This window comes from Anaerococcus obesiensis ph10 (genome assembly GCF_000311745.1).
Lineage (GTDB): Bacteria > Bacillota > Clostridia > Tissierellales > Peptoniphilaceae > Anaerococcus > Anaerococcus vaginalis.
The window spans coordinates 598,171-616,201 of the sequence record NZ_HE978532.1 but is presented as its reverse complement, the minus strand read 5'-3'; the positions used below and the strand labels follow the sequence as shown (position 1 = coordinate 616,201).

Sequence of the window (18,031 nt, the reverse complement as noted above, 5' to 3'; positions counted from 1 at the left end):
ATAGAAAGGAGAATAAGATGACTTTAATTACTGGAATTTTGTTTACTATAATTTTTTATAGTTTAACTAAGGATTTGATTAAAAAATATCCTGTCATATTTTATCTAGGAATATATGCTTGGACAGGATTTGTAGTTTATTATTATAATATGGGCTTTGATAGAAATTTCCCTACTTGGTTTAATGAATATTTTATGAAGATATTTTCAAGGGGGATATTTGCTACAGCTTCATTTATGATAGTAATGTTTTTAGGAACTATTACAAAACATAATGATTTTTCAAAAAAATTGATGGCAATTCGTGGAGAAATGTCTATAATGGCAAGCTTATTAGTTTTTAGCCACAATATAATATTTGGTTTGCGTTATTTCCCAATTCTTTTTACAAATCCTAGCTCTATGCCTCAAAGACAATTAATAGCATCAATAATAACAATATTTTTATTGTTGATGCTGATTCCTCTTTTTGTAACTTCTTTTAAGACAGTTCGTCGCAAAATGAAAGCTAAAAGTTGGAAAAATTTGCAAAAAATGGCATATCCATTTTTCATAGGAATATATGTCCACGTTATGGTGTTATATTCAGCTAATTGGAAAGAAAATATGTTAGGAGTGGTTATATATACTCTTATATATTTGGCTTATATAATCCTAAGATTAAGAAAAAGAAATATAAAAATGCAAAAATCATTGGCAAAATAAAGTTAAAAATCCTCAAAATGAATTTAATTTCATTTGAGGATTTTTTTTGTCCTTATTTTATTTGGCACTTAATGAAAATTCTGCAAATTTTTCAAAGTTTCCATCACTTTCTTTGCCGGATGTTTCATTAATTTTTGAACGACTTAGGGTGAAATTAAATTTTCTTCCGTCTTTTATTTCGTCTAGGCTTAGGTCTGAGAAATAATTGTTGAAAATAAAAGTTGTTGAATTTTCATCTGCAACTCTTTCATCTAGAGAAATTTTATTTCCTTTTTCGTCAACTCCTTTTAGTTCATAAACATAGGCTTGATCGAGATTTTTTATTGTTGCTGTAAGGGTCATTGGATTTATTTTCATCAATGAAATTGTGGCGTTTGTTCCTTTTATTTTTAAATTTTCAGCGAAAATTTTGTTCTCTTCGTTTATTGTATTCATTGGAGATTCTATTGAAATTATTTGGCTTTTATTTGCATCTAAAAAATATAAATCTACGTTCGCCTTATCTTTTTTTGGAAAAGATTTGTCAAAACTTATCATAAGATTTTCTGAGGATGTTTTTTTATCTTCTAATAGGCCTTCTCCTCCTGATGAGCTCATAGCTTTATAAGTTTTTCCATCAACTACCACCTTATACAAATATGAATTGTTTTTTGTATTTTCCTCTAAATTTTTTCCATTTCTAAGGGTATTTATAAATATTTTATTATCTTCAAAGGCTATATTTCCTATCACAAATGAATCTTCTCCCACTGTTACTGGTTTATTAATTTCTGCCATATATTTGTAGGAATCAGGACTTGCACCAAAGGCTTCCATCATTGTTACTTTTATGTCTGTTGTAAATTTTGAAACTTCTGCTTTTACAATTGGAATATTAAGTCCAGCTACTAGGATTAATGCAGCTGCTATTGGCAAAAATTTTTTTGATTTTTTATTTTTTTTGTAGGATTTTGCAGTTTTTATTAATTTTTCTTTTTCAAAGTCGTTTAATTCGATTTTTTCAATTTCAAAATCCATATCATTTATTTTGTCATAGATATTTTTCATAATTTGCTCCTTAAAGTTTTTTTGGCACGGCTTACTTTGTTATAGAGTCTGTCTTTTGGAATTTTTGTGATTTTTTCTAAATCATCGTATGAATATCCTTCTATAAATAATTTTTTGAAAATCTCTCTGTCTTTTTTTGACAACATTTCAAGAATTTTTTCGCTTTCATCATAATTTTCTAAATTTTTATCATAAATAAAACCTGAAATATCATCAAGGTCAAGGCAGTCGTGTTTTGCTTCTTTTCTAATTGCGTCAATTGCCTTGTATTTGGCAACTCCTGCACACCGATTTTTAAAAGATGACCTAGTAGGATCATAAGAATTTATATTATCCCAAATTCCAAGGAGAGCATCATTTAAAATTTCATCTAGAATATTTCTCCTATTTCCTATAGTTTTTACAATAACTCCTTTTAATATAGGCCCATAAAGGTTAATGAATTCAATCAAATATTTTTCATCTTTGTTTTTAATTCCTTTTATTAAATTTTTATCATCCATTATTTCCTCCTTTGCCTATATATTCGTATAAAGTTGAGCAAATCTATCCTTACTTTAAATTATATCTTTAATTTTTTATAAAAAAACCACCTCGATTTTTTCGAGATGGTTTATAGGTTTTAAAATTTTATTTAAATAAAAGATTAATATCAAAATCTTTTTCTATCATTTTATTATCTAGCATGAATTTTTTTGTTCTTTCAAAGCCTTCTTTGTCTTTATCTGTAATTTTTGTTGAAAAATCATACATTGGATACATATAATCGTAGGCTTTATCGTCAAGGTCTAATTCTTTTTTTACAATTTCTTTTGTTTGGTCTTTATTTTTTTCCATAAATTCTGCTATTTCTTTTTGGGCATCATTTATTGCCTTTATTACATCTGGATGTTCTTTGGCAAATTTTTCTGAACTTGCTACGCAAATTATAGCGTCAATTAAATCTTCGCCGTTTGTAATTTCATAAAGTCCTGCTTCTTTTGCCTTATAAGCTGCAGGTCCTCCCAAAAGTGCTACGTCTAAATTTCCTGAATCAAGGGCAGCAGCTGCATCTGGAATTGACATATTTGAAAATTCTACGTCTTTTTCGCTCATTTTTTCTTTTTCTAAATATGCTAGAAGTTCTTGGTGTAAGTTTGTTCCTGCAGGGCCTCCGATTTTTTTGCCCTTTAAATCTGATGGATTTTTTATTGAATCATCTTTGGCAAAAAGTGAAAATGCCTTTGGTGCTTTTGAATACATATTTAAAACTTTCAAATCTTGACCATTTGCTTTTGCAAGAATTGCAGAAGAACCGCCAAGTCCATAAAGCAAATCAACGTCTCCGCTTGCAAGAGCAGCTGTTTGGTCTGCACCGCTTGTGATTTCCTTGTAATTAATTTTTACATTTGGAAGATGTTTTGCAAAAATTTCCTTATTTTTTTCGATAATTGATGGAACATTTAAAGGCGATGTTACATAAGTCACATTTAATTCGTCGATTGATAATTTTTCCTTGGTATTTGATGAAGGATTTGACATATTAGCATTTGAAATATTTTCGTTTGATGCATTGTCTTTGTTTGAGCATGATGTAATTGCAAAAACTAAGGCAAAAATTGATAAAATTTTTAAAAATTTATTTTTCATTTTCTTCTCCTATTATTTTTTTAAAATTTTCTCTCAAAATTTCCTTGGAGATTTTTTTATCTTCAAGATTGAAATCAGAAACTATTTTTCCATTTTTCATTACTATAATTCTTTGACCTAAATTGAGAGCTTCTTCAAGATCGTGGCTTACAAATAAAAATCCAGAATCTTTGATTTTCATATAAGAAATTAATTCTTTTTCAAGCCTTTCTTTGCTAATCTCATCAACAGATGCAAAAGGCTCATCCAAAAGCATAAAATTATTTGGAAAAATAAGAGCGCGAGCAAGGGAAACTCTTGCTTTCATACCACCAGAAAGCTGAGAAGGGTAGGCGTTTTCAAAGCCCTCAAGGCCAATTATTTTAATCCACTTTTTGCAAAGATTTTCATTTTGATTTGAAAATAGAATATTTTCTTTGACATTTAGCCATGGCAAAAGTCTTGGATTTTGAAAAACTATGGAAGTTTTTATGTCATTTTTAATAATTTTTCCAGAGTCGATTTCCAAAAGTCCGCCAATAGCCTTGATTAAAGTTGATTTTCCACAACCGGATGGGCCTATTAGGATATTTCTTTTTTGAGGATCTAAAGTTAAATTTATTTTATCCAAAGCCTTTATATTTTTATCGTCGATATTATAAGTTTTACAAAGGTCAATTAGACTTATACCATTCATTTTTAAGATCTCCCTTCAAAAAAAAGCTTGCAAATTTAACAAAAATTTTGTCAGAAATCATTCCAACAAAGCCTATTAGAAAAATCCCCACAAGAACTTTATCAGTCCTAGACATAAGCCTTGAAAAATTTATAAGATAACCAAGGCCTTTTGATGCGGCTATCATTTCTGCTGCAATAATTGACCTATAAGCATAGCCAAGACCAATTCTTGCGCCAACAAAAATATCTTTCAAACTTGATGGCAGGATAATTTTTTTAAAAATTTCCTTATTGTTATAAGAAAAAGCACGCGCCATTTCAATTAAATCAGGCTCTGCTACCATAAAACCCTTTTGAATATTTAAAAAAATAGGAAAAAATGACGCCAAAAAAACTATGGCGATTTTGCTAATTTCTCCAATTCCAAGCCACAAAATCAAGAGGGGAACAAGACCAAGAGGCGGAATACTTTTAAAAAAATTCAAAATATTTGAAAAATATGGGTAGGTTTTAGGTTTTAAATAAAAAATCAAAGCCAAAAAAAAGCTTACAAGAAAAGCCAAAAAATATCCAACAAATACTCTAAAAAGGCTTGCAAAAAGATTAGCAAAAATCGAACCATCAACAAGCATAGCACAAAAAGTTTCAAAAACTTTAAAAGGCCCAGGCAAATAAATTGGCGAAAAAATTCCGATTTTATAAATAAATTGCCAAAAAATCAAAATAAGTATAAGTATTGAAAGATTTTTAAAATTAAAGTTAAATTTTTTCATAGAAACTCCCCTAATATTTTACCAGAAAATGAGAAAGTTTATCAATAATTATTTGGAAAAAATTTGTAAGACTATTGATATTTTTTAAAAATTAATATCATTAATTATCAAAAAAAGTAAAGAAAAAACCCATACCGACTAATAATCGATATGGGTTAAGTATCGTTTAGTTTATTTATGAAAAATTATCATAAAAATCTCTTATTCAAATTTCAAAGAATTTATAATATTTTCATTTAAAAGTTGGGTTTTATTTGTATTTTTTAATGTACCTGCAAGGATAATATTTACAAAATAATCTTTGGTTTCAAAGGCTATTTTTTCTCCTTCTAGTGAAAATTGCTCGGTATAAATTCTTACTTTTGATTTTAAAAACAATTTTTCTTTTACCATTTCTTCTTTTACTTCTCCCATCGGGCTTATAAAAGCTGGTGGAATTTGACTGCCTTGACTTTGGGCAAAAGAATTTTTCAAATCAATTGCCTTATCTTTTTTTATTTTTGAAATTATAATTTGATTTATTGTTTTTCCTGAAACTTGATTTTCATAAACGGTCAAAGCTTCGCTTTCTTGGATATTTTTCATATCTTGAGGAATATTAAAAGAAAAATCTCCCATATCAATTTTTTCTGTTGCGTAAAGATTTATATATTTGTCAAAAGATTTGAATGATTTGGCAACCATATTAAAATCTTCACTTTCTGGATAGGTTGTCGACAATAAATCTGCCATTATATAAGGAGAGGCTTGGGATTTTTCCTTATCTTCTACAATTTGAAATTGAATAATATTTGTAGGCGTTGCCATAAATATATTTGTGTAAGAAAATTGATTATCTTCAACAATTGAATAATAAGTTTTCTTATAGTCGCTTTCAAGTCCAACAGGTTTTTGAACTACATTTGCATTTTCAATTTCCGAATTATATGTTTCTTTGTCAGAAATTTTATAAAGCTCATTTTTTATTTCGTCTTCTGATTTTTTTCCTTCTTCTAATAATTTTTTTATATTAATTGAAATATCATAATCATCAGATTTTGGAAAATCAATCACATAGGTATTTTTATTAGAAGTATTAGAATAAACTTTGCACCTGTTTGGTATCCTTATATTAAAAGCTTCCAAGAAAATATTTTTGTCGTAATCAAGATTTTTAAGCTCATCTTTTGTATAAGGCTCATTGGAAGAAGTGGAAATATCATTTGGATAATCTCCCATCATTCTTTCAACGAACAAGGAATTATCTCTTTGAAATCCTTCAATATTTTCGTGCTTATATTCTAATCTTTTCTTTTTTCTTTTTCGCTTGAAATACTATTTGCTGATATTTTTTCTTTTATTGTGCAGTCATTAGATTTATTTATACTTTCATCGAAATTTATGCAAGATGAAAAAAGTAATATAAATAAAACAATCAAAAATTTTTTCATACGATCTCCAAATTTTATTTTACCTATTGATTATATCATAAATCCTTAAAAATTAAACAAATAAAAAGATTTTTACAAAAAATTAAAAATTTTAAAAAGGTCTTTAAAAAAGTTCCACTTCTTGGTATGATAAAAATGTAGGAAATGGTTTATTTCCTATTGACTTTAACAAGAGAATTTAGAGGAGAAAAAATGAATAGAGATTTAGGTATCAACTTATGTAGAGTAACAGAGGCAGCAGCTCTTGCAAGCGGAAAATATTTAGGCAAGGGTAAGAAAAACGATTCTGACAATATTGCAGTAGACCAAATGAGAGCAATGTTTAATTATTTGGGAATAAACGGCAGGGTTGTAATCGGAGAAGGAGAAATCGACGAAGCTCCTATGTTATATATAGGTGAAGAAATTGGCGATATGAGCCAAGATGATGTTGTAGATATAGCTGTAGACCCAATAGATGGAACAGCATCTCTTGCAAATGGAACTAGCAATTCAATATCAGTAATTGCAGTTGCACCACAAGGTTGCTTACTAAATGCTCCAGATGTTTATATGAATAAAATTGCCGCAGGAAGCAAGGCAAAAGGCGTAATAGATATAAAAAAATCAACAAAAGAAAATATAGAAAATGTAGCAAAAGCTTTAAACAAAAAAGTTTCAGATATTACAGTTTCAGTTTTGCACAGACCAAGACACGAAAAATTAGTTGAAGAAATAAGAGAAGCAGGGGCTAGAATTTCTATGGTAGAAGACGGTGATGTTTTGACAGCCATAGCCACAGAATTATCAGATGGAAAAATTGATTTGATAATGGGAATAGGCGGAGCGCCAGAAGGCGTTATAGCAGCCGCAGCCCTAAAATGTTTGGGAGGAGATTTCCAAGGAGTATTTGCCCCATCAGATTCAAAACAAGTAAAAAGATGCCTAAAAATGGGAGTAGATTTCGACAAAGTTTACACAATAGACGATTTGGTAAAAGGCGATGACGTATTATTTGCAGCAACAGGAATAACCGATGGAACTTTCCTAAAAGGCGTATCCTACACAAAAAATAATATGGCAAAAACCCAATCACTACTTCTAAGACTTCCATCAGGAACAATTAGATACATCGACTCTGTCCACAAACTAGATCAAAAACTAGACCAAAAATAAAGACAAAAACGACAAGCTTATAAAAATAATAAGGATAGATTTTAAAATAAATTGAGATTTCTTGGGGATTATGTAAGTTTTATTTAAAAAAAATAAACTCATAATCCCCAAAAAAATGCACAAAATTTTGGATAAAACAAAATCCTTAATTATTAAATAATTAAAAGCCATAGAAAAATATGTAAAAACAAACAAAGAAAAGTACAGAGCTTTTCTATTATTTTTTATTATATTGAAAATTTTTTTATTAAAAATTTTTGATTTATTAAAAGATTTCATAAAAACTCCTCAAAGTTATTGATAACTGTTATCAATTTTATTATATAAAATCAGAAATTTTTGTCAACAAAGTACATAAAAAAAATAAATTTTTAAAATAGAATAAAAAACAAAGCAAAATTTTATAGAAAATTTTAAATTCAAAAGAATGTATTTAAAAAATTATTTGAAAATAATTATTTAATCTTTTCGAATTTTTCTATAAAAATTGATTAAAATGGGTAATATACATCTATATGGTCAATATGCTATAATTAAACTATATATAGTAGGAGGTGAAGGATGGCAAGCGATGTAATAAATCAAGTTAAAGATGCAGAAATTGCAGCTGACAAACTTGTAGACGATGCCAAAATAAAAGCCAAGGAAATAATTGAATCATCAAAAATCGAAGCAAGCAATTCTTACAAAGAAAAAATCGAAAAGGCAAAAAAAGATGCCAGTGATTTAATCGAAAATGCAAAGAAAGAAGCAAGCGAAGAAAAGATTCCACTTATTGACAAGGCAAAAGATGAAAGCAAAGATATTTTAGACCAAGATGAGGAAAAAATTGAAGGGCTTTTAAATCTTTTAACAGAAAGGATTGTAAATAATGGCAATAGTTAAAATGGATAAGTTTAATCTTTTCTCTTTTGAAAATAATAGAAAAAGCCTTCTAGATATTTTACAAAAGTTTAACTATGTTCATTTTAACGATCTTGTGGTCGACGAAAAGGAAGACTACCTCAAAAAGGTATCTAACCAAGATAATCTTACAAGAATTGATGAAAAAAGATCAAAGCTAGAATATGCAATAAATTCTATAGAGAAGTTTTTGGATAAGGAAGAAAAATCTTCCCTAACAAAAAAGGACATGAGTCTTGATAATCTCTATAAAGAAGGCGAAAATTTTAGGTTTGATGAAATATATCCTCAACTAAAAGAATACATTGATATAAGGGATAAAAGTCAAGATAAGATTAAAAATTTAAAAGCAGCAAATGAAGAACTAGAAAGCTTTAAGGCTTTGGATTTGGATATAAATTCTATTGAAAACTCACACAGATTTTTCGTAGAAATTGGCTCAATTGCAGATCAGTTTTATAAAGATTTTGACCAAGATTTAGTCAAAAAAGATTTCAAAACTGCCCTAGTTGTAGATCTTTCCAAAAAAGATAGCCTAAATTATCTAATAGCTATATCAAGTCTTGAGGAAGCAAAAGATTTTAGAGAATTTCTAAGAGATCATGGTTTTTCAAAAGCAAATATTAAGACCAAAAAGAAAGTTAGTGAAAAAATAGCTTTAAATCTAGAAGAAATTGAAAATTTAGACAAAAAGCTTAAAGATAGTGAAGAAAAAATTAAGCAAATGAAAATATTTTTGCCAGATTTTTACCTTTACCAAACTTATCTAGAAAATTTAAGAAAAAAAGAAGCAAGTAGCGAATTTTTCATCAAAACAAAAAGAATAGACTTCGTTGAAGGCTATATTCCTCACAATCTAAACGAAAAGTTTAAAAAAGATTTGAAGGAAGTTTTGGGAGAAGATTTTGTACTTGATATAAATGAAGCAGACAAAGATGATCCAGACGTTCCAGTAATTCTTGATAACAACAAGCTTATCAAACCTTACGAATCAGTAGTAGAAACCTACTCACTACCAAAATATAACGAAGTTGATCCAACACTTTTGGTTTCAATTTTCTATACAATATTTACAGGTTTTATGCTTGGGGATTTGGGATATGGATTAATACTTTTTATTGGAACAATTTTACTTAGAAAATACAAAGATTTGCCAGAGTCAACTGACAAAATGGCAAGACTTTTTACAAGAGTTGGTCTTTCAGGATGTGTATTTGGACTAATATTCGGTTCATTTTTTGGAGGAATTATTCCACTACCAGGTCTAATTGATACACAAAAAGATTTCAACACCCTAATGGTTATTTCACTTATAATCGGTGGCATATCATTATTTACAGCTTTGGGCGTAAAAGCCTATATGTTAATTCGTGATGGCGATCCACTCGGTGCAATATTTGATGTATTATTGTGGTATATGGCAGTAGGTGGAGCTATAGCCTTATATTTACTTGATGGATCAGGAAAAAATGTTGCAAAAATAATAATGATTATAGGCATGATAGGCATAGTTCTTACAGGAGGACGTGAAAATAAATCTGTTGGAGGAAAAGTTGCAGGAGGTCTATATTCTTTATATGGTATGAGTTCTTGGATTGGAGATTTTGTATCATTTTTAAGACTTATGGCACTTGTTCTTTCAGGAGGATTTGTAGCTTATTCAGTAAACTTGATTGTAGGAATGTTGTGGCCAGCGGGAATTTTAGGAAAGATAGGAGCTATTATAGTTTTTGTAATTTTCCAATTATTTAACTTATTCCTATCAACCCTATCAGCATACGTTCACTCATTAAGACTTGTTTATGTAGAAATGTTTAACAAGTTCTATGAAGGTGGCGGCAAGAAATTTAGACAAATGATAGAAAACAGTAAATTTATAAATATAATCACAGGAGGATACAATGGTTGATTTTTTAGTTGAAAACGGTGGAAAGATAATGGGAGCAGTTGCTGTTGCTATAGCAGTATTCTTATCAGGAATGGGATCTGCCAAAGGAACAGGAATGACAGGAGAAGCAGCTGCGGGCTTAACTGTAGAAGAACCACAAAAATTTGGTAAGGCACTTGTACTACAACTTTTACCAGGTACACAAGGACTTTACGGATTCGTAATAGGATTTATGATTTTAGGAAAATTAGGTGGAGATCTTAATTTCCAACAAGGACTTTATTATATTTTCGCAGCTCTTCCAATTGGAGTAGTAGGATATTTCTCAGCAATAGCTCAAGCAAAAGTAGCAGTATCAGGTATGAATATACTTGCAAAAAACGAAGATAATTTCGTACAAGGAATAGTTTATGCAGTAATGGTTGAGTTATATGCAATCTTAGGATTTGTAATTTCCCTACTTCTAGTAAACAATATATAAGGCTTTATTATGAACAATCTTGATTTATTATTAGATAGAATAAAAGAAGACGGCAAAAAAGAAGCCGATCATATCCTATCTAATGGTCAAAAAAGAAAAGAAGAAATAATAAAAGAATCAGAAGAAAAAGCCCAAAAAGAAGTTTCAAAAATTATAGAAAATGCCAAAAAAGAAGCAAAAAGAATAAAAGAAAATTCAAAAGTAACTGTAAATAGACAGGCAAGAGATATAAAAATTGAAGCAAAAAATCAAGTTGTAGAAGAAGTTTTAGAAAAATTAATTGAAAAATTAGAAAAACTTGGACCTAATTCTTACAAAGATTTTGTCCTAAATAGACTCAAAGATTCAAAAATCGAAAAAGGCGAAATACTTTTACAAAAAGATATGAAATTTCATTTCAAAGAAGAAGATTTTAATGGGCTTAAAGTATCAAATGAAAGCGTAGAAGGTGGATTTGTTGTAAAAAACGGAAAAATTTCCTACGATAACACCTACAAGTCTTTGGTAAACTTTGAAAAAGATTCTTTAGAAAAAATTATAGTTGATGAAATATTTAAGTGAGGTGATTTAGATGGATAGAGAAAAATTTATTCGCCCATCCATTACTACAAGAGTATACGAAAAAAATCTCCTTACTTCAGAAAATTTGAAAAGGCTAATAGATACAGATAACCTAAATGAGGCTATATCATCCTTAAACGATACAAAATATGGCGAGCTTTTACAAAAATTAGATAGATATGAAGATTATGAAAAAGCCCTATCTCAAATGCTTTTAAATTCATACAAAGATATGATAAAAATAAGCCCTGACAAAAACTTGGTAAAATATTTGGAAGAAAAATATAATTTTCATAATTTGAAAGTTTTATTAAAAGAGCTTATTCAAGATGAGGACTACAAGTCTATTTATATTGATATAGGAAAAATTGACCTTGTAAAAATAAAGAGAAATCTAAAAGAAGACATAAATCAAAATGACAAGTATTTTTCTTATGCAAAAAAAGCCCTAGACCTTTATAAAGAAAATAAGGATCCTCAAGATATAGACTTATCTTTGGATAAAGATTTTTATGAAAAACTTTTGGAAGATAGCGAAAATCTCAATTATGAAAGTTTAATAAAATTTACCAAAGAAAGAATTGACCTTACAAATTTAAAAACACTTTTAAGAATTAAAGGTCAAGATCAAAGTGTAGACTTATTAGAAAAAGCCCTAATAGATGGAGGAAATATTGAAAAAAATCTCTTTAGAGATTCACTAAATGCAGAAAAAACTTCATATTCAAATCTATTTTTCAAAGAAAAAATTTACCCACAAGTAAAAAATGCTTTGGAAGAAGATGATTTGTATAAGGCTATGCAAAAAATAGAAAAAATAATCGATAATCACTTGATGGATTTTGCAAAAGAAAGCAAAAAAGTAAGTTATGGTCCAGAAGTAATTATGGGTTATCTTATAAGTCGTGAAATGGAAATTAAAAACTTGAGAATTATCCTAACAGCCAAACTAAATTCACTTTCTCGTGAATTTATGGAAGAAAGGTTGCGTGATTTGTATGTATAGGGTAGCCGTAATAGGAGATAAAGATTCTGTCCTAATGTTTAAGGCATTGGGAGTTGACGTATATACAGCAGTAGATGGAGAAGATGCAAAAAAACTTGTAAATAAACTTGCCCAAGAAGATGTGGGAATAATATTTATTACAGAAGATTTTGCAGCAAAAATCCAAGATACTATAGACAAATACAGAGAAAAAATGACTCCAGCAATTATACTTATACCATCCAACAAAGAAGATCTTGGACTTGGAATGGCAGATATAAATAAGAGTGTAGAAAAAGCTGTTGGAGCTAACATTTTGAACTAAAAGGAGACCAAATTTGAATAAAGGTAAAATCACAAGAGTATCAGGTCCACTTGTAGAGGCAAAGGGATTATCTGATGCTAATATCTATGATGTGGTCGAAGTTTCAAAAGATAAGCTCATCGGAGAAATTATAGAGATGAGAGGGGATGTTGCAAATATTCAAGTTTACGAAGAAACAACTGGAATTGGACCTGGAGATGAAGTAGTTTCAACAGGAGCTCCACTATCAGTTGAACTTGGACCTGGACTACTTGAAAGAATGTATGACGGAATCCAAAGACCACTAGAAAAACTTGAATTATTGGCAGGAGAATTCCTAAAAAGAGGAGTTACAGCCCCACCACTAAATAGAGAAAAATTATGGGAATTTAAAGCGGAAAAAGAAGTTGGCGATGAAGTAATCCCTGGAGATATTCTAGGAAGTGTTGATGAAACTTCAATAATTAACCATAAAATTATGGTTCCAAATGGAATAAAAGGAAAAGTTAAAGAAATAAAAAATGGAGAATTTACAGTTGATCAAACAGTTGCTGTAATTGAAACAGAAAATGGCGATAAAGAATTAAATATGATTCAAAAATGGCCAGTAAGATCTCCAAGACCATTTAATAGAAAACTTGATCCAGACACACCACTTATAACAGGACAAAGAGTTATTGATACATTTTTCCCAGTTGCAAAAGGTGGAGCTGCATCAATCCCGGGCCCATTTGGATCAGGAAAAACAGTTATCCAACACCAAATTGCAAAATACGCCGATGCTGACGTTGTAATTTATGTAGGTTGTGGAGAACGTGGAAACGAGATGACTGATGTACTTGACGAATTTCCAGAACTAATCGATCCAAAAACTGGCGAATCAATCATGAAAAGAACTGTACTTATAGCAAACACATCAAATATGCCAGTTGCAGCCAGAGAGGCAAGTGTTTATACAGGAATTACCATGGCAGAATATTACAGAGATATGGGATATTCAGTTGCCCTAATGGCAGATTCTACATCAAGATGGGCAGAGGCCCTTCGTGAGATGAGTGGACGTTTGGAAGAGATGCCAGGAGATGAAGGATTCCCAGCATATCTTGCAAGCCGTATAGCAGATTTCTACGAAAGAAGTGGAAAAGTTATTGTAAATGGACAAGTAGAAAAAGAAGGATCACTTTCAGTAATAGGAGCAGTTTCTCCTCCAGGTGGAGACTTATCAGAACCAGTTACCCAAGCAACACTTCGTATAGTAAAAGTATTCTGGGGACTTGATTATGATTTGTCTTACCAAAGACACTTCCCAGCTATAAACTGGTTAAATTCTTACTCACTCTACCAAGACAAGATGGATTCATATATAGATAAAACTGTTGATGAAAAATTCTCAAAAAACAGGATGAGAGCAATGAGTCTTCTCCAACAAGAATCATCCCTACAAGAAATTGTAAGATTAATTGGTCGTGATGGGTTAAGTGATGATGATAAATTAAAACTTGATGTAACAAAATCACTAAGAGAAGATTTCTTGCAACAAAACGCCTTCCACGAAACAGATGCTTTCTGTCCAATGGAAAAACAAGATTTAATGCTTGATACAATTCTTTATTTCTATGATAAAAGTCTAGAAGCTCTATCTGATGGAGCAAATCTTGATAGACTTGAAGAGCTTGAAGTAAAAGAAAAAATCACAAGATTAAAATTGATAAAAGATGAAAACTTGGAAGAATTTGACCAAGTTAAAGAACAAATCGACAAAGAATGCAAAGAAGCTGTAGCAAAGGGGGAGGATGAATAATGCTAAAAGAATATAAAAGCGTATCAGAAGTAGTTGGACCCCTAATGCTTGTCGAAGATGTTAGTGGAGTTGATTATGAAGAGCTAGTTGATATAGAACTTCAAACAGGAGAAAGAAGAAGAGGAAGAGTAATAGAAATTGACGAAAACAATGCTGTTGTCCAACTTTTCGAAGGTTCTTCTGGAATTAACTTAAAATCAACATCAGTAAGATTTTTAGGCAGACCACTAGAACTTGGCGTAAGCGAAGATATGATTGGAAGAACTTTTGATGGACTAGGAAGACCAATCGATGATGGCCCATCAATTATTCCTGAAGAAAAAAGAGATGTAAACGGAGTTGCAATAAATCCTGTAAGCCGTGATTATCCATCAGAATTTATTCAAACAGGTGTATCAACAATCGACGGATTAAACACCCTTGTTCGTGGACAAAAACTTCCAATATTTTCAGGCTCAGGACTTCCACACAATAAATTTGCAGCCCAAATTGCAAGACAAGCAAAAGTTTTAAATGATAGCGAAGACTTTGCCGTTGTTTTTGCAGCTATAGGAATTACATTCGAAGAAGCTCAATTTTTTAGACAAGACTTTGAAAAAACAGGAGCTTTGGACAGGTCAGTAATGTTTATAAATCTTGCAGATGACCCTGCAATCGAACGTTTATCAACACCAAAAATGGCTCTTACAGCAGCAGAATATTTGGCATTTGAAAAAAATATGCAAGTTTTGGTTATAATGACAGATATGACAAACTACGCAGAAGCTCTTCGTGAGGTTTCAGCAGCAAGAAAAGAAGTTCCAGGCCGTCGTGGATATCCGGGATATCTTTATACAGACCTTGCAACTTTATATGAAAGAGCTGGAAAATTAAAAGGAAAACCAGGTACAATTACCCAAATTCCAATTTTGACCATGCCAGAAAATGATATAACCCACCCAATCCCAGATTTGACAGGCTATATCACAGAAGGACAAATTATTTTATCAAACGAATTATATAACCAAGGAGTAAACCCACCAGTTTCAATTCTTCCATCCCTATCAAGGCTTAAAGATAAGGGAATTGGTGAAGGAAAAACAAGAGAAGACCATGCAGATACCATGAACCAAATTTATGCAGCTTATGCATCCGGAGTTGACGCAAGAGAGCTTCAAAAAATTCTTGGAGATTCTGCCCTTTCAAAGGCTGACCTTGCCTTTGCAGAATTTGCAAAACAATTTGAAGAAAAATATATAAATCAAGGATTCTACACAAATAGATCCATAGAAGATACCCTAAATCTTGGTTGGGAATTATTAAAAATAATACCAAAATCTGAACTAAAGAGAATCGATGACGAATTAATCGATAAATATTTGGATAAAGACGAAAACAAAAAGGAGTCTTAGGCTATGACAAGGCTTAATGTAACTCCAACCAGGATGAATTTAAATACCCTAAAGAAAAGACTTGCCACATCCAAAAGAGGCTATAAACTTTTAAAAGACAAACAAGATGAGCTGATGAGACAATTTCTTGAAAAAATCAGAGAAAATAAAAGACTTCGTGAAGAAGTTGAAGCTGATTTGAAAGAATCATCAAAAGGATTTTTGATGGCATCATCATTTATGAGCCCAGAATTTTTGGAAGAAGCAGTAAGTTTTCCAACACAAAAAATTGGGGTAGATATAAAGGTAAAAAATGTCATGAGTGTAAGAATTCCTCAAATGGAATTTAAAATTGACAAGGGAGGAAACGAAAATGCCTCCATGTATCCTTATGGTCTTGCCCAAACATCAGCTGATTTGGACCTTGCCATAAAAGGATTAAATAAGGTTATGGATAAACTTTTAACCTTGGCAGAGCTTGAAAAGTCAACTCAACTTATGGCAGATGAAATTGAAGGAACAAGAAGAAGGGTAAACGCCCTAGAATATAGGACAATTCCAGATTTGGAAGAAACAATAAAATATATTAGAGCTAAGCTAGAAGAAAATGAAAGAGCAACTATTTCAAGACTTATGAAAGTTAAAGATATTATATCCGAAGCCTAAGTCTTGAAAATAGAAAATTTCATAGTTTAGTAATAAAGATAAAAGGGACGTGTTAAGCGTCCTTTTAATAAATAAATTTTGAAGGAGAAACAAATGGATACGGAAGGACCCTACGCGAATTTAATAATTTTTTTAATAGTTTTGGCACTTATTTTATTAAATGCCTTGGTTAATATGATTTTTTCATCTTTAACTTCCCTAAATCATCAAAAATTAAGAGAGATGGTAGAAAATGGAGATAGTAAAGCTAAAGATGTTTTGATTTTATCTCAAGACCAACAAAGACTTATGCAAAGTCAAAATTTCCAAGATGGAGTTTTGTCAATAATTACAATTGCCTTTCTTTTATTAAATATAAAAGATTCTTTGAAAAATTTTTTAAATAGAGAATCAGATTTTATGCAAATGCTTATAATGATTCTTATGGTAATTGTTTTTGTAGTTATAAAAAGAATTTTTGCCAATATGATTCCTCAAAGAATTGGAATTAGAAATCCCTATACTATTTCTAAAAAGACAAGAGGATTTGCAAAATTGATTTTGTTTTTGACAAGGCCCTTTGTAAGTTTTATAAATAAAATTACAAATATCATTATGAATATTTTTGGAATTGAGTCTAAGGCTATTGAAAAAGAAGTTACGGCAGAGCAAATAAAATCCATTGTCCAAGTTGGAGAAGACCAAGGAGTTTTAAGACCATTAGAATCAAAAATGATTCATTCGATCATGGAATTTGACGACGTGTGGGCAGAGGAGATAATGACTGCAAGGCCTGAAGTATTTATGATTGATATAAAAGATAGGGAAAGAAAATATTTGGATGAATTTATCAAATTAAAACATTCAAGAATTCCAGTCTACGATGAAGAAGTCGATAATATTTTGGGAATAATTTATACCAAAGATTATCTCTTAGAGGCACTTGATGTGGGAATTGCAAGTGTTGATATTAGAAAATTAATAAAACCAGCCTTTTTTGTGCCAGAAAAAATTGAAATTGATAAATTATTTTCTCAAATGCAAAAAGATCACACTCACATGGCGATTTTGATAGATGAGTACGGTGGATTTTCGGGACTTGTTACTATGGAAGATTTGGTTGAAGAAATTGTTGGAGATATGGACGATACATTCGACAAGGACCTACCAGATATTAGAAGTTCAACCAAGGGTTCCTATATAGTAAAAGGTTCGACATCAATAAAAGATTTAAATGAATTTTTGGGACTAGATATAGATGAAGAAAACGACCAATACGATACAGTAGGTGGTTTTATAATCGATAAACTTGGCTTTATTCCAGATGAAGGCTGTGAAAAAGCGGTAATCTACAAAGATTACGAATTTAAAATTTTATATATTGAAGAAACTCGAATTAAAATTGTAAGAATTAAAAAAATAAAAAATCCTGAAAAAATTTCAGATTAAAATAAAAATAAATGAACCTATACAGCTAAGAAGTCCTATGTATGGGTTCATTTTTTGTGTTTGAATAATGTTATTATATTTTTGATAACAAAGTATTGTCAAATAAAAACTAATATGCTATAATACAAAAGTAATTTTATATGATGGAGAAAAGCTCAGATTTGTTTCTGGGCTTTTTGCGTCTATAAGGAGGTTTTATGTTAAATTATGCACACAGGGGCTTTAAGGCAAAGTATCCAGAAAATACTA

The 18,031-nt window shown here is 30.4% G+C and carries 19 protein-coding genes; 12 read left to right on the top strand and 7 right to left on the bottom strand.

Features of this window, described 5'->3' with window-relative positions; genetic code table 11:
* Positions 1-17 precede the first annotated feature (17 nt).
* Positions 18-704 carry a ferric reductase-like transmembrane domain-containing protein gene (locus HGAG_RS08975; protein WP_019118828.1) on the top strand — a complete coding sequence of 229 codons (687 nt, stop codon included), beginning with the start codon at positions 18-20 and terminating at the stop codon, positions 702-704.
* Positions 705-761: 57 nt separating this feature from the next.
* Here HGAG_RS08975 and HGAG_RS08970 read toward each other — a convergent pair whose 3' ends face one another.
* The 7 genes from HGAG_RS08970 to HGAG_RS12190 form a co-directional block, all read right to left on the bottom strand.
* The gene (locus tag HGAG_RS08970) at positions 762-1,751 is read right to left on the bottom strand and encodes a hypothetical protein (protein ID WP_019118827.1); all 990 of its coding nucleotides are present in this window, start codon (positions 1,749-1,751) and stop codon (positions 762-764) included.
* The gene (locus HGAG_RS08965) at positions 1,748-2,254 is read right to left on the bottom strand and encodes a sigma-70 family RNA polymerase sigma factor (protein WP_019118826.1); all 507 of its coding nucleotides are present in this window, start codon (positions 2,252-2,254) and stop codon (positions 1,748-1,750) included. Before HGAG_RS08965 ends, HGAG_RS08970 begins: the two co-directional genes overlap by 4 nt.
* Positions 2,255-2,381: 127 nt before the next feature.
* Positions 2,382-3,380, bottom strand: coding sequence for an ABC transporter substrate-binding protein (locus tag HGAG_RS08960; RefSeq protein ID WP_019118825.1), 999 nt, complete (start codon positions 3,378-3,380; stop codon positions 2,382-2,384).
* The gene (locus HGAG_RS08955; protein ID WP_019118824.1) at positions 3,370-4,056 is read right to left on the bottom strand and encodes an ABC transporter ATP-binding protein; all 687 of its coding nucleotides are present in this window, start codon (positions 4,054-4,056) and stop codon (positions 3,370-3,372) included. Before HGAG_RS08955 ends, HGAG_RS08960 begins: the two co-directional genes overlap by 11 nt.
* Entirely contained in the window at positions 4,034-4,810 is a 777-nt protein-coding gene (locus HGAG_RS08950) for an ABC transporter permease (RefSeq protein ID WP_019118823.1), read from the bottom strand. The genes HGAG_RS08955 and HGAG_RS08950 overlap by 23 nt, the downstream gene beginning before the upstream one ends.
* Positions 4,811-5,011: 201 nt before the next feature.
* The gene (locus HGAG_RS08945; RefSeq protein ID WP_244263849.1) at positions 5,012-6,031 is read right to left on the bottom strand and encodes a hypothetical protein; all 1,020 of its coding nucleotides are present in this window, start codon (positions 6,029-6,031) and stop codon (positions 5,012-5,014) included.
* Positions 6,032-6,090: 59 nt separating this feature from the next.
* On the bottom strand, positions 6,091-6,240 hold the full coding sequence (locus tag HGAG_RS12190; protein ID WP_019118821.1) for a hypothetical protein: 150 nt from the start codon (positions 6,238-6,240) through the stop codon (positions 6,091-6,093).
* A gap of 192 nt (positions 6,241-6,432) precedes the next feature.
* Between HGAG_RS12190 and glpX the strand changes: the two genes are divergently transcribed.
* The 11 genes from glpX to HGAG_RS08880 all read left to right on the top strand — a co-directional run bounded on the left by glpX (position 6,433) and on the right by HGAG_RS08880 (position 17,782).
* On the top strand, positions 6,433-7,395 hold the full coding sequence (gene glpX / locus HGAG_RS08935; RefSeq protein ID WP_019118820.1) for a class II fructose-bisphosphatase: 963 nt from the start codon (positions 6,433-6,435) through the stop codon (positions 7,393-7,395).
* Positions 7,396-7,956: 561 nt separating this feature from the next.
* The gene (locus tag HGAG_RS08925; RefSeq protein ID WP_019118818.1) at positions 7,957-8,280 is read left to right on the top strand and encodes a V-type ATP synthase subunit H; all 324 of its coding nucleotides are present in this window, start codon (positions 7,957-7,959) and stop codon (positions 8,278-8,280) included.
* A complete protein-coding gene (locus HGAG_RS08920) occupies positions 8,267-10,207 on the top strand; it encodes a V-type ATP synthase subunit I (protein ID WP_019118817.1) in 1,941 nt (646 codons plus the stop codon). The genes HGAG_RS08925 and HGAG_RS08920 overlap by 14 nt, the downstream gene beginning before the upstream one ends.
* Complete coding sequence (locus tag HGAG_RS08915) at positions 10,200-10,667, top strand: V-type ATP synthase subunit K (RefSeq protein WP_004839566.1); 468 nt, start codon at positions 10,200-10,202, stop codon at positions 10,665-10,667. Before HGAG_RS08920 ends, HGAG_RS08915 begins: the two co-directional genes overlap by 8 nt.
* A gap of 9 nt (positions 10,668-10,676) precedes the next feature.
* The gene (locus HGAG_RS08910; RefSeq protein ID WP_019118816.1) at positions 10,677-11,228 is read left to right on the top strand and encodes a V-type ATP synthase subunit E; all 552 of its coding nucleotides are present in this window, start codon (positions 10,677-10,679) and stop codon (positions 11,226-11,228) included.
* A 10-nt stretch (positions 11,229-11,238) separates the two neighbouring features.
* On the top strand, positions 11,239-12,234 hold the full coding sequence (locus HGAG_RS08905) for a V-type ATP synthase subunit C (RefSeq protein WP_019118815.1): 996 nt from the start codon (positions 11,239-11,241) through the stop codon (positions 12,232-12,234).
* Complete coding sequence (locus HGAG_RS08900; protein WP_004839563.1) at positions 12,227-12,538, top strand: V-type ATP synthase subunit F; 312 nt, start codon at positions 12,227-12,229, stop codon at positions 12,536-12,538. Before HGAG_RS08905 ends, HGAG_RS08900 begins: the two co-directional genes overlap by 8 nt.
* 13 nt (positions 12,539-12,551) lie before the next feature.
* Positions 12,552-14,318, top strand: coding sequence for a V-type ATP synthase subunit A (locus HGAG_RS08895; protein ID WP_019118814.1), 1,767 nt, complete (start codon positions 12,552-12,554; stop codon positions 14,316-14,318).
* On the top strand, positions 14,318-15,709 hold the full coding sequence (locus HGAG_RS08890) for a V-type ATP synthase subunit B (protein ID WP_019118813.1): 1,392 nt from the start codon (positions 14,318-14,320) through the stop codon (positions 15,707-15,709). The genes HGAG_RS08895 and HGAG_RS08890 overlap by 1 nt, the downstream gene beginning before the upstream one ends.
* A gap of 3 nt (positions 15,710-15,712) precedes the next feature.
* A complete protein-coding gene (locus HGAG_RS08885; protein WP_004839560.1) occupies positions 15,713-16,354 on the top strand; it encodes a V-type ATP synthase subunit D in 642 nt (213 codons plus the stop codon).
* A gap of 93 nt (positions 16,355-16,447) precedes the next feature.
* Positions 16,448-17,782: a hemolysin family protein gene (locus HGAG_RS08880; RefSeq protein WP_019118812.1), complete on the top strand. Its 1,335-nt coding sequence runs from the start codon at positions 16,448-16,450 to the stop codon at positions 17,780-17,782.
* Positions 17,783-18,031 lie beyond the last annotated feature (249 nt).

Coding starts and splice junctions, on each gene's coding strand:
- HGAG_RS08960 (WP_019118825.1), bottom strand. CDS start 3,380: ATGAAAAATAAATTTTTAAAAATTTTATCAATTTTTGCCTTAGTTTTT.
- HGAG_RS08900 (WP_004839563.1), top strand. CDS start 12,227: ATGTATAGGGTAGCCGTAATAGGAGATAAAGATTCTGTCCTAATGTTT.
- HGAG_RS08975 (WP_019118828.1), top strand. CDS start 18: ATGACTTTAATTACTGGAATTTTGTTTACTATAATTTTTTATAGTTTA.
- HGAG_RS12190 (WP_019118821.1), bottom strand. CDS start 6,240: ATGAAAAAATTTTTGATTGTTTTATTTATATTACTTTTTTCATCTTGC.
- HGAG_RS08945 (WP_244263849.1), bottom strand. CDS start 6,031: ATGATGGGAGATTATCCAAATGATATTTCCACTTCTTCCAATGAGCCT.
- HGAG_RS08965 (WP_019118826.1), bottom strand. CDS start 2,254: ATGGATGATAAAAATTTAATAAAAGGAATTAAAAACAAAGATGAAAAA.
- HGAG_RS08890 (WP_019118813.1), top strand. CDS start 14,318: ATGCTAAAAGAATATAAAAGCGTATCAGAAGTAGTTGGACCCCTAATG.
- HGAG_RS08880 (WP_019118812.1), top strand. CDS start 16,448: ATGGATACGGAAGGACCCTACGCGAATTTAATAATTTTTTTAATAGTT.
- HGAG_RS08915 (WP_004839566.1), top strand. CDS start 10,200: ATGGTTGATTTTTTAGTTGAAAACGGTGGAAAGATAATGGGAGCAGTT.
- HGAG_RS08970 (WP_019118827.1), bottom strand. CDS start 1,751: ATGAAAAATATCTATGACAAAATAAATGATATGGATTTTGAAATTGAA.
- HGAG_RS08910 (WP_019118816.1), top strand. CDS start 10,677: ATGAACAATCTTGATTTATTATTAGATAGAATAAAAGAAGACGGCAAA.
- HGAG_RS08925 (WP_019118818.1), top strand. CDS start 7,957: ATGGCAAGCGATGTAATAAATCAAGTTAAAGATGCAGAAATTGCAGCT.
- glpX (WP_019118820.1), top strand. CDS start 6,433: ATGAATAGAGATTTAGGTATCAACTTATGTAGAGTAACAGAGGCAGCA.
- HGAG_RS08950 (WP_019118823.1), bottom strand. CDS start 4,810: ATGAAAAAATTTAACTTTAATTTTAAAAATCTTTCAATACTTATACTT.
- HGAG_RS08885 (WP_004839560.1), top strand. CDS start 15,713: ATGACAAGGCTTAATGTAACTCCAACCAGGATGAATTTAAATACCCTA.
- HGAG_RS08905 (WP_019118815.1), top strand. CDS start 11,239: ATGGATAGAGAAAAATTTATTCGCCCATCCATTACTACAAGAGTATAC.
- HGAG_RS08920 (WP_019118817.1), top strand. CDS start 8,267: ATGGCAATAGTTAAAATGGATAAGTTTAATCTTTTCTCTTTTGAAAAT.
- HGAG_RS08955 (WP_019118824.1), bottom strand. CDS start 4,056: ATGAATGGTATAAGTCTAATTGACCTTTGTAAAACTTATAATATCGAC.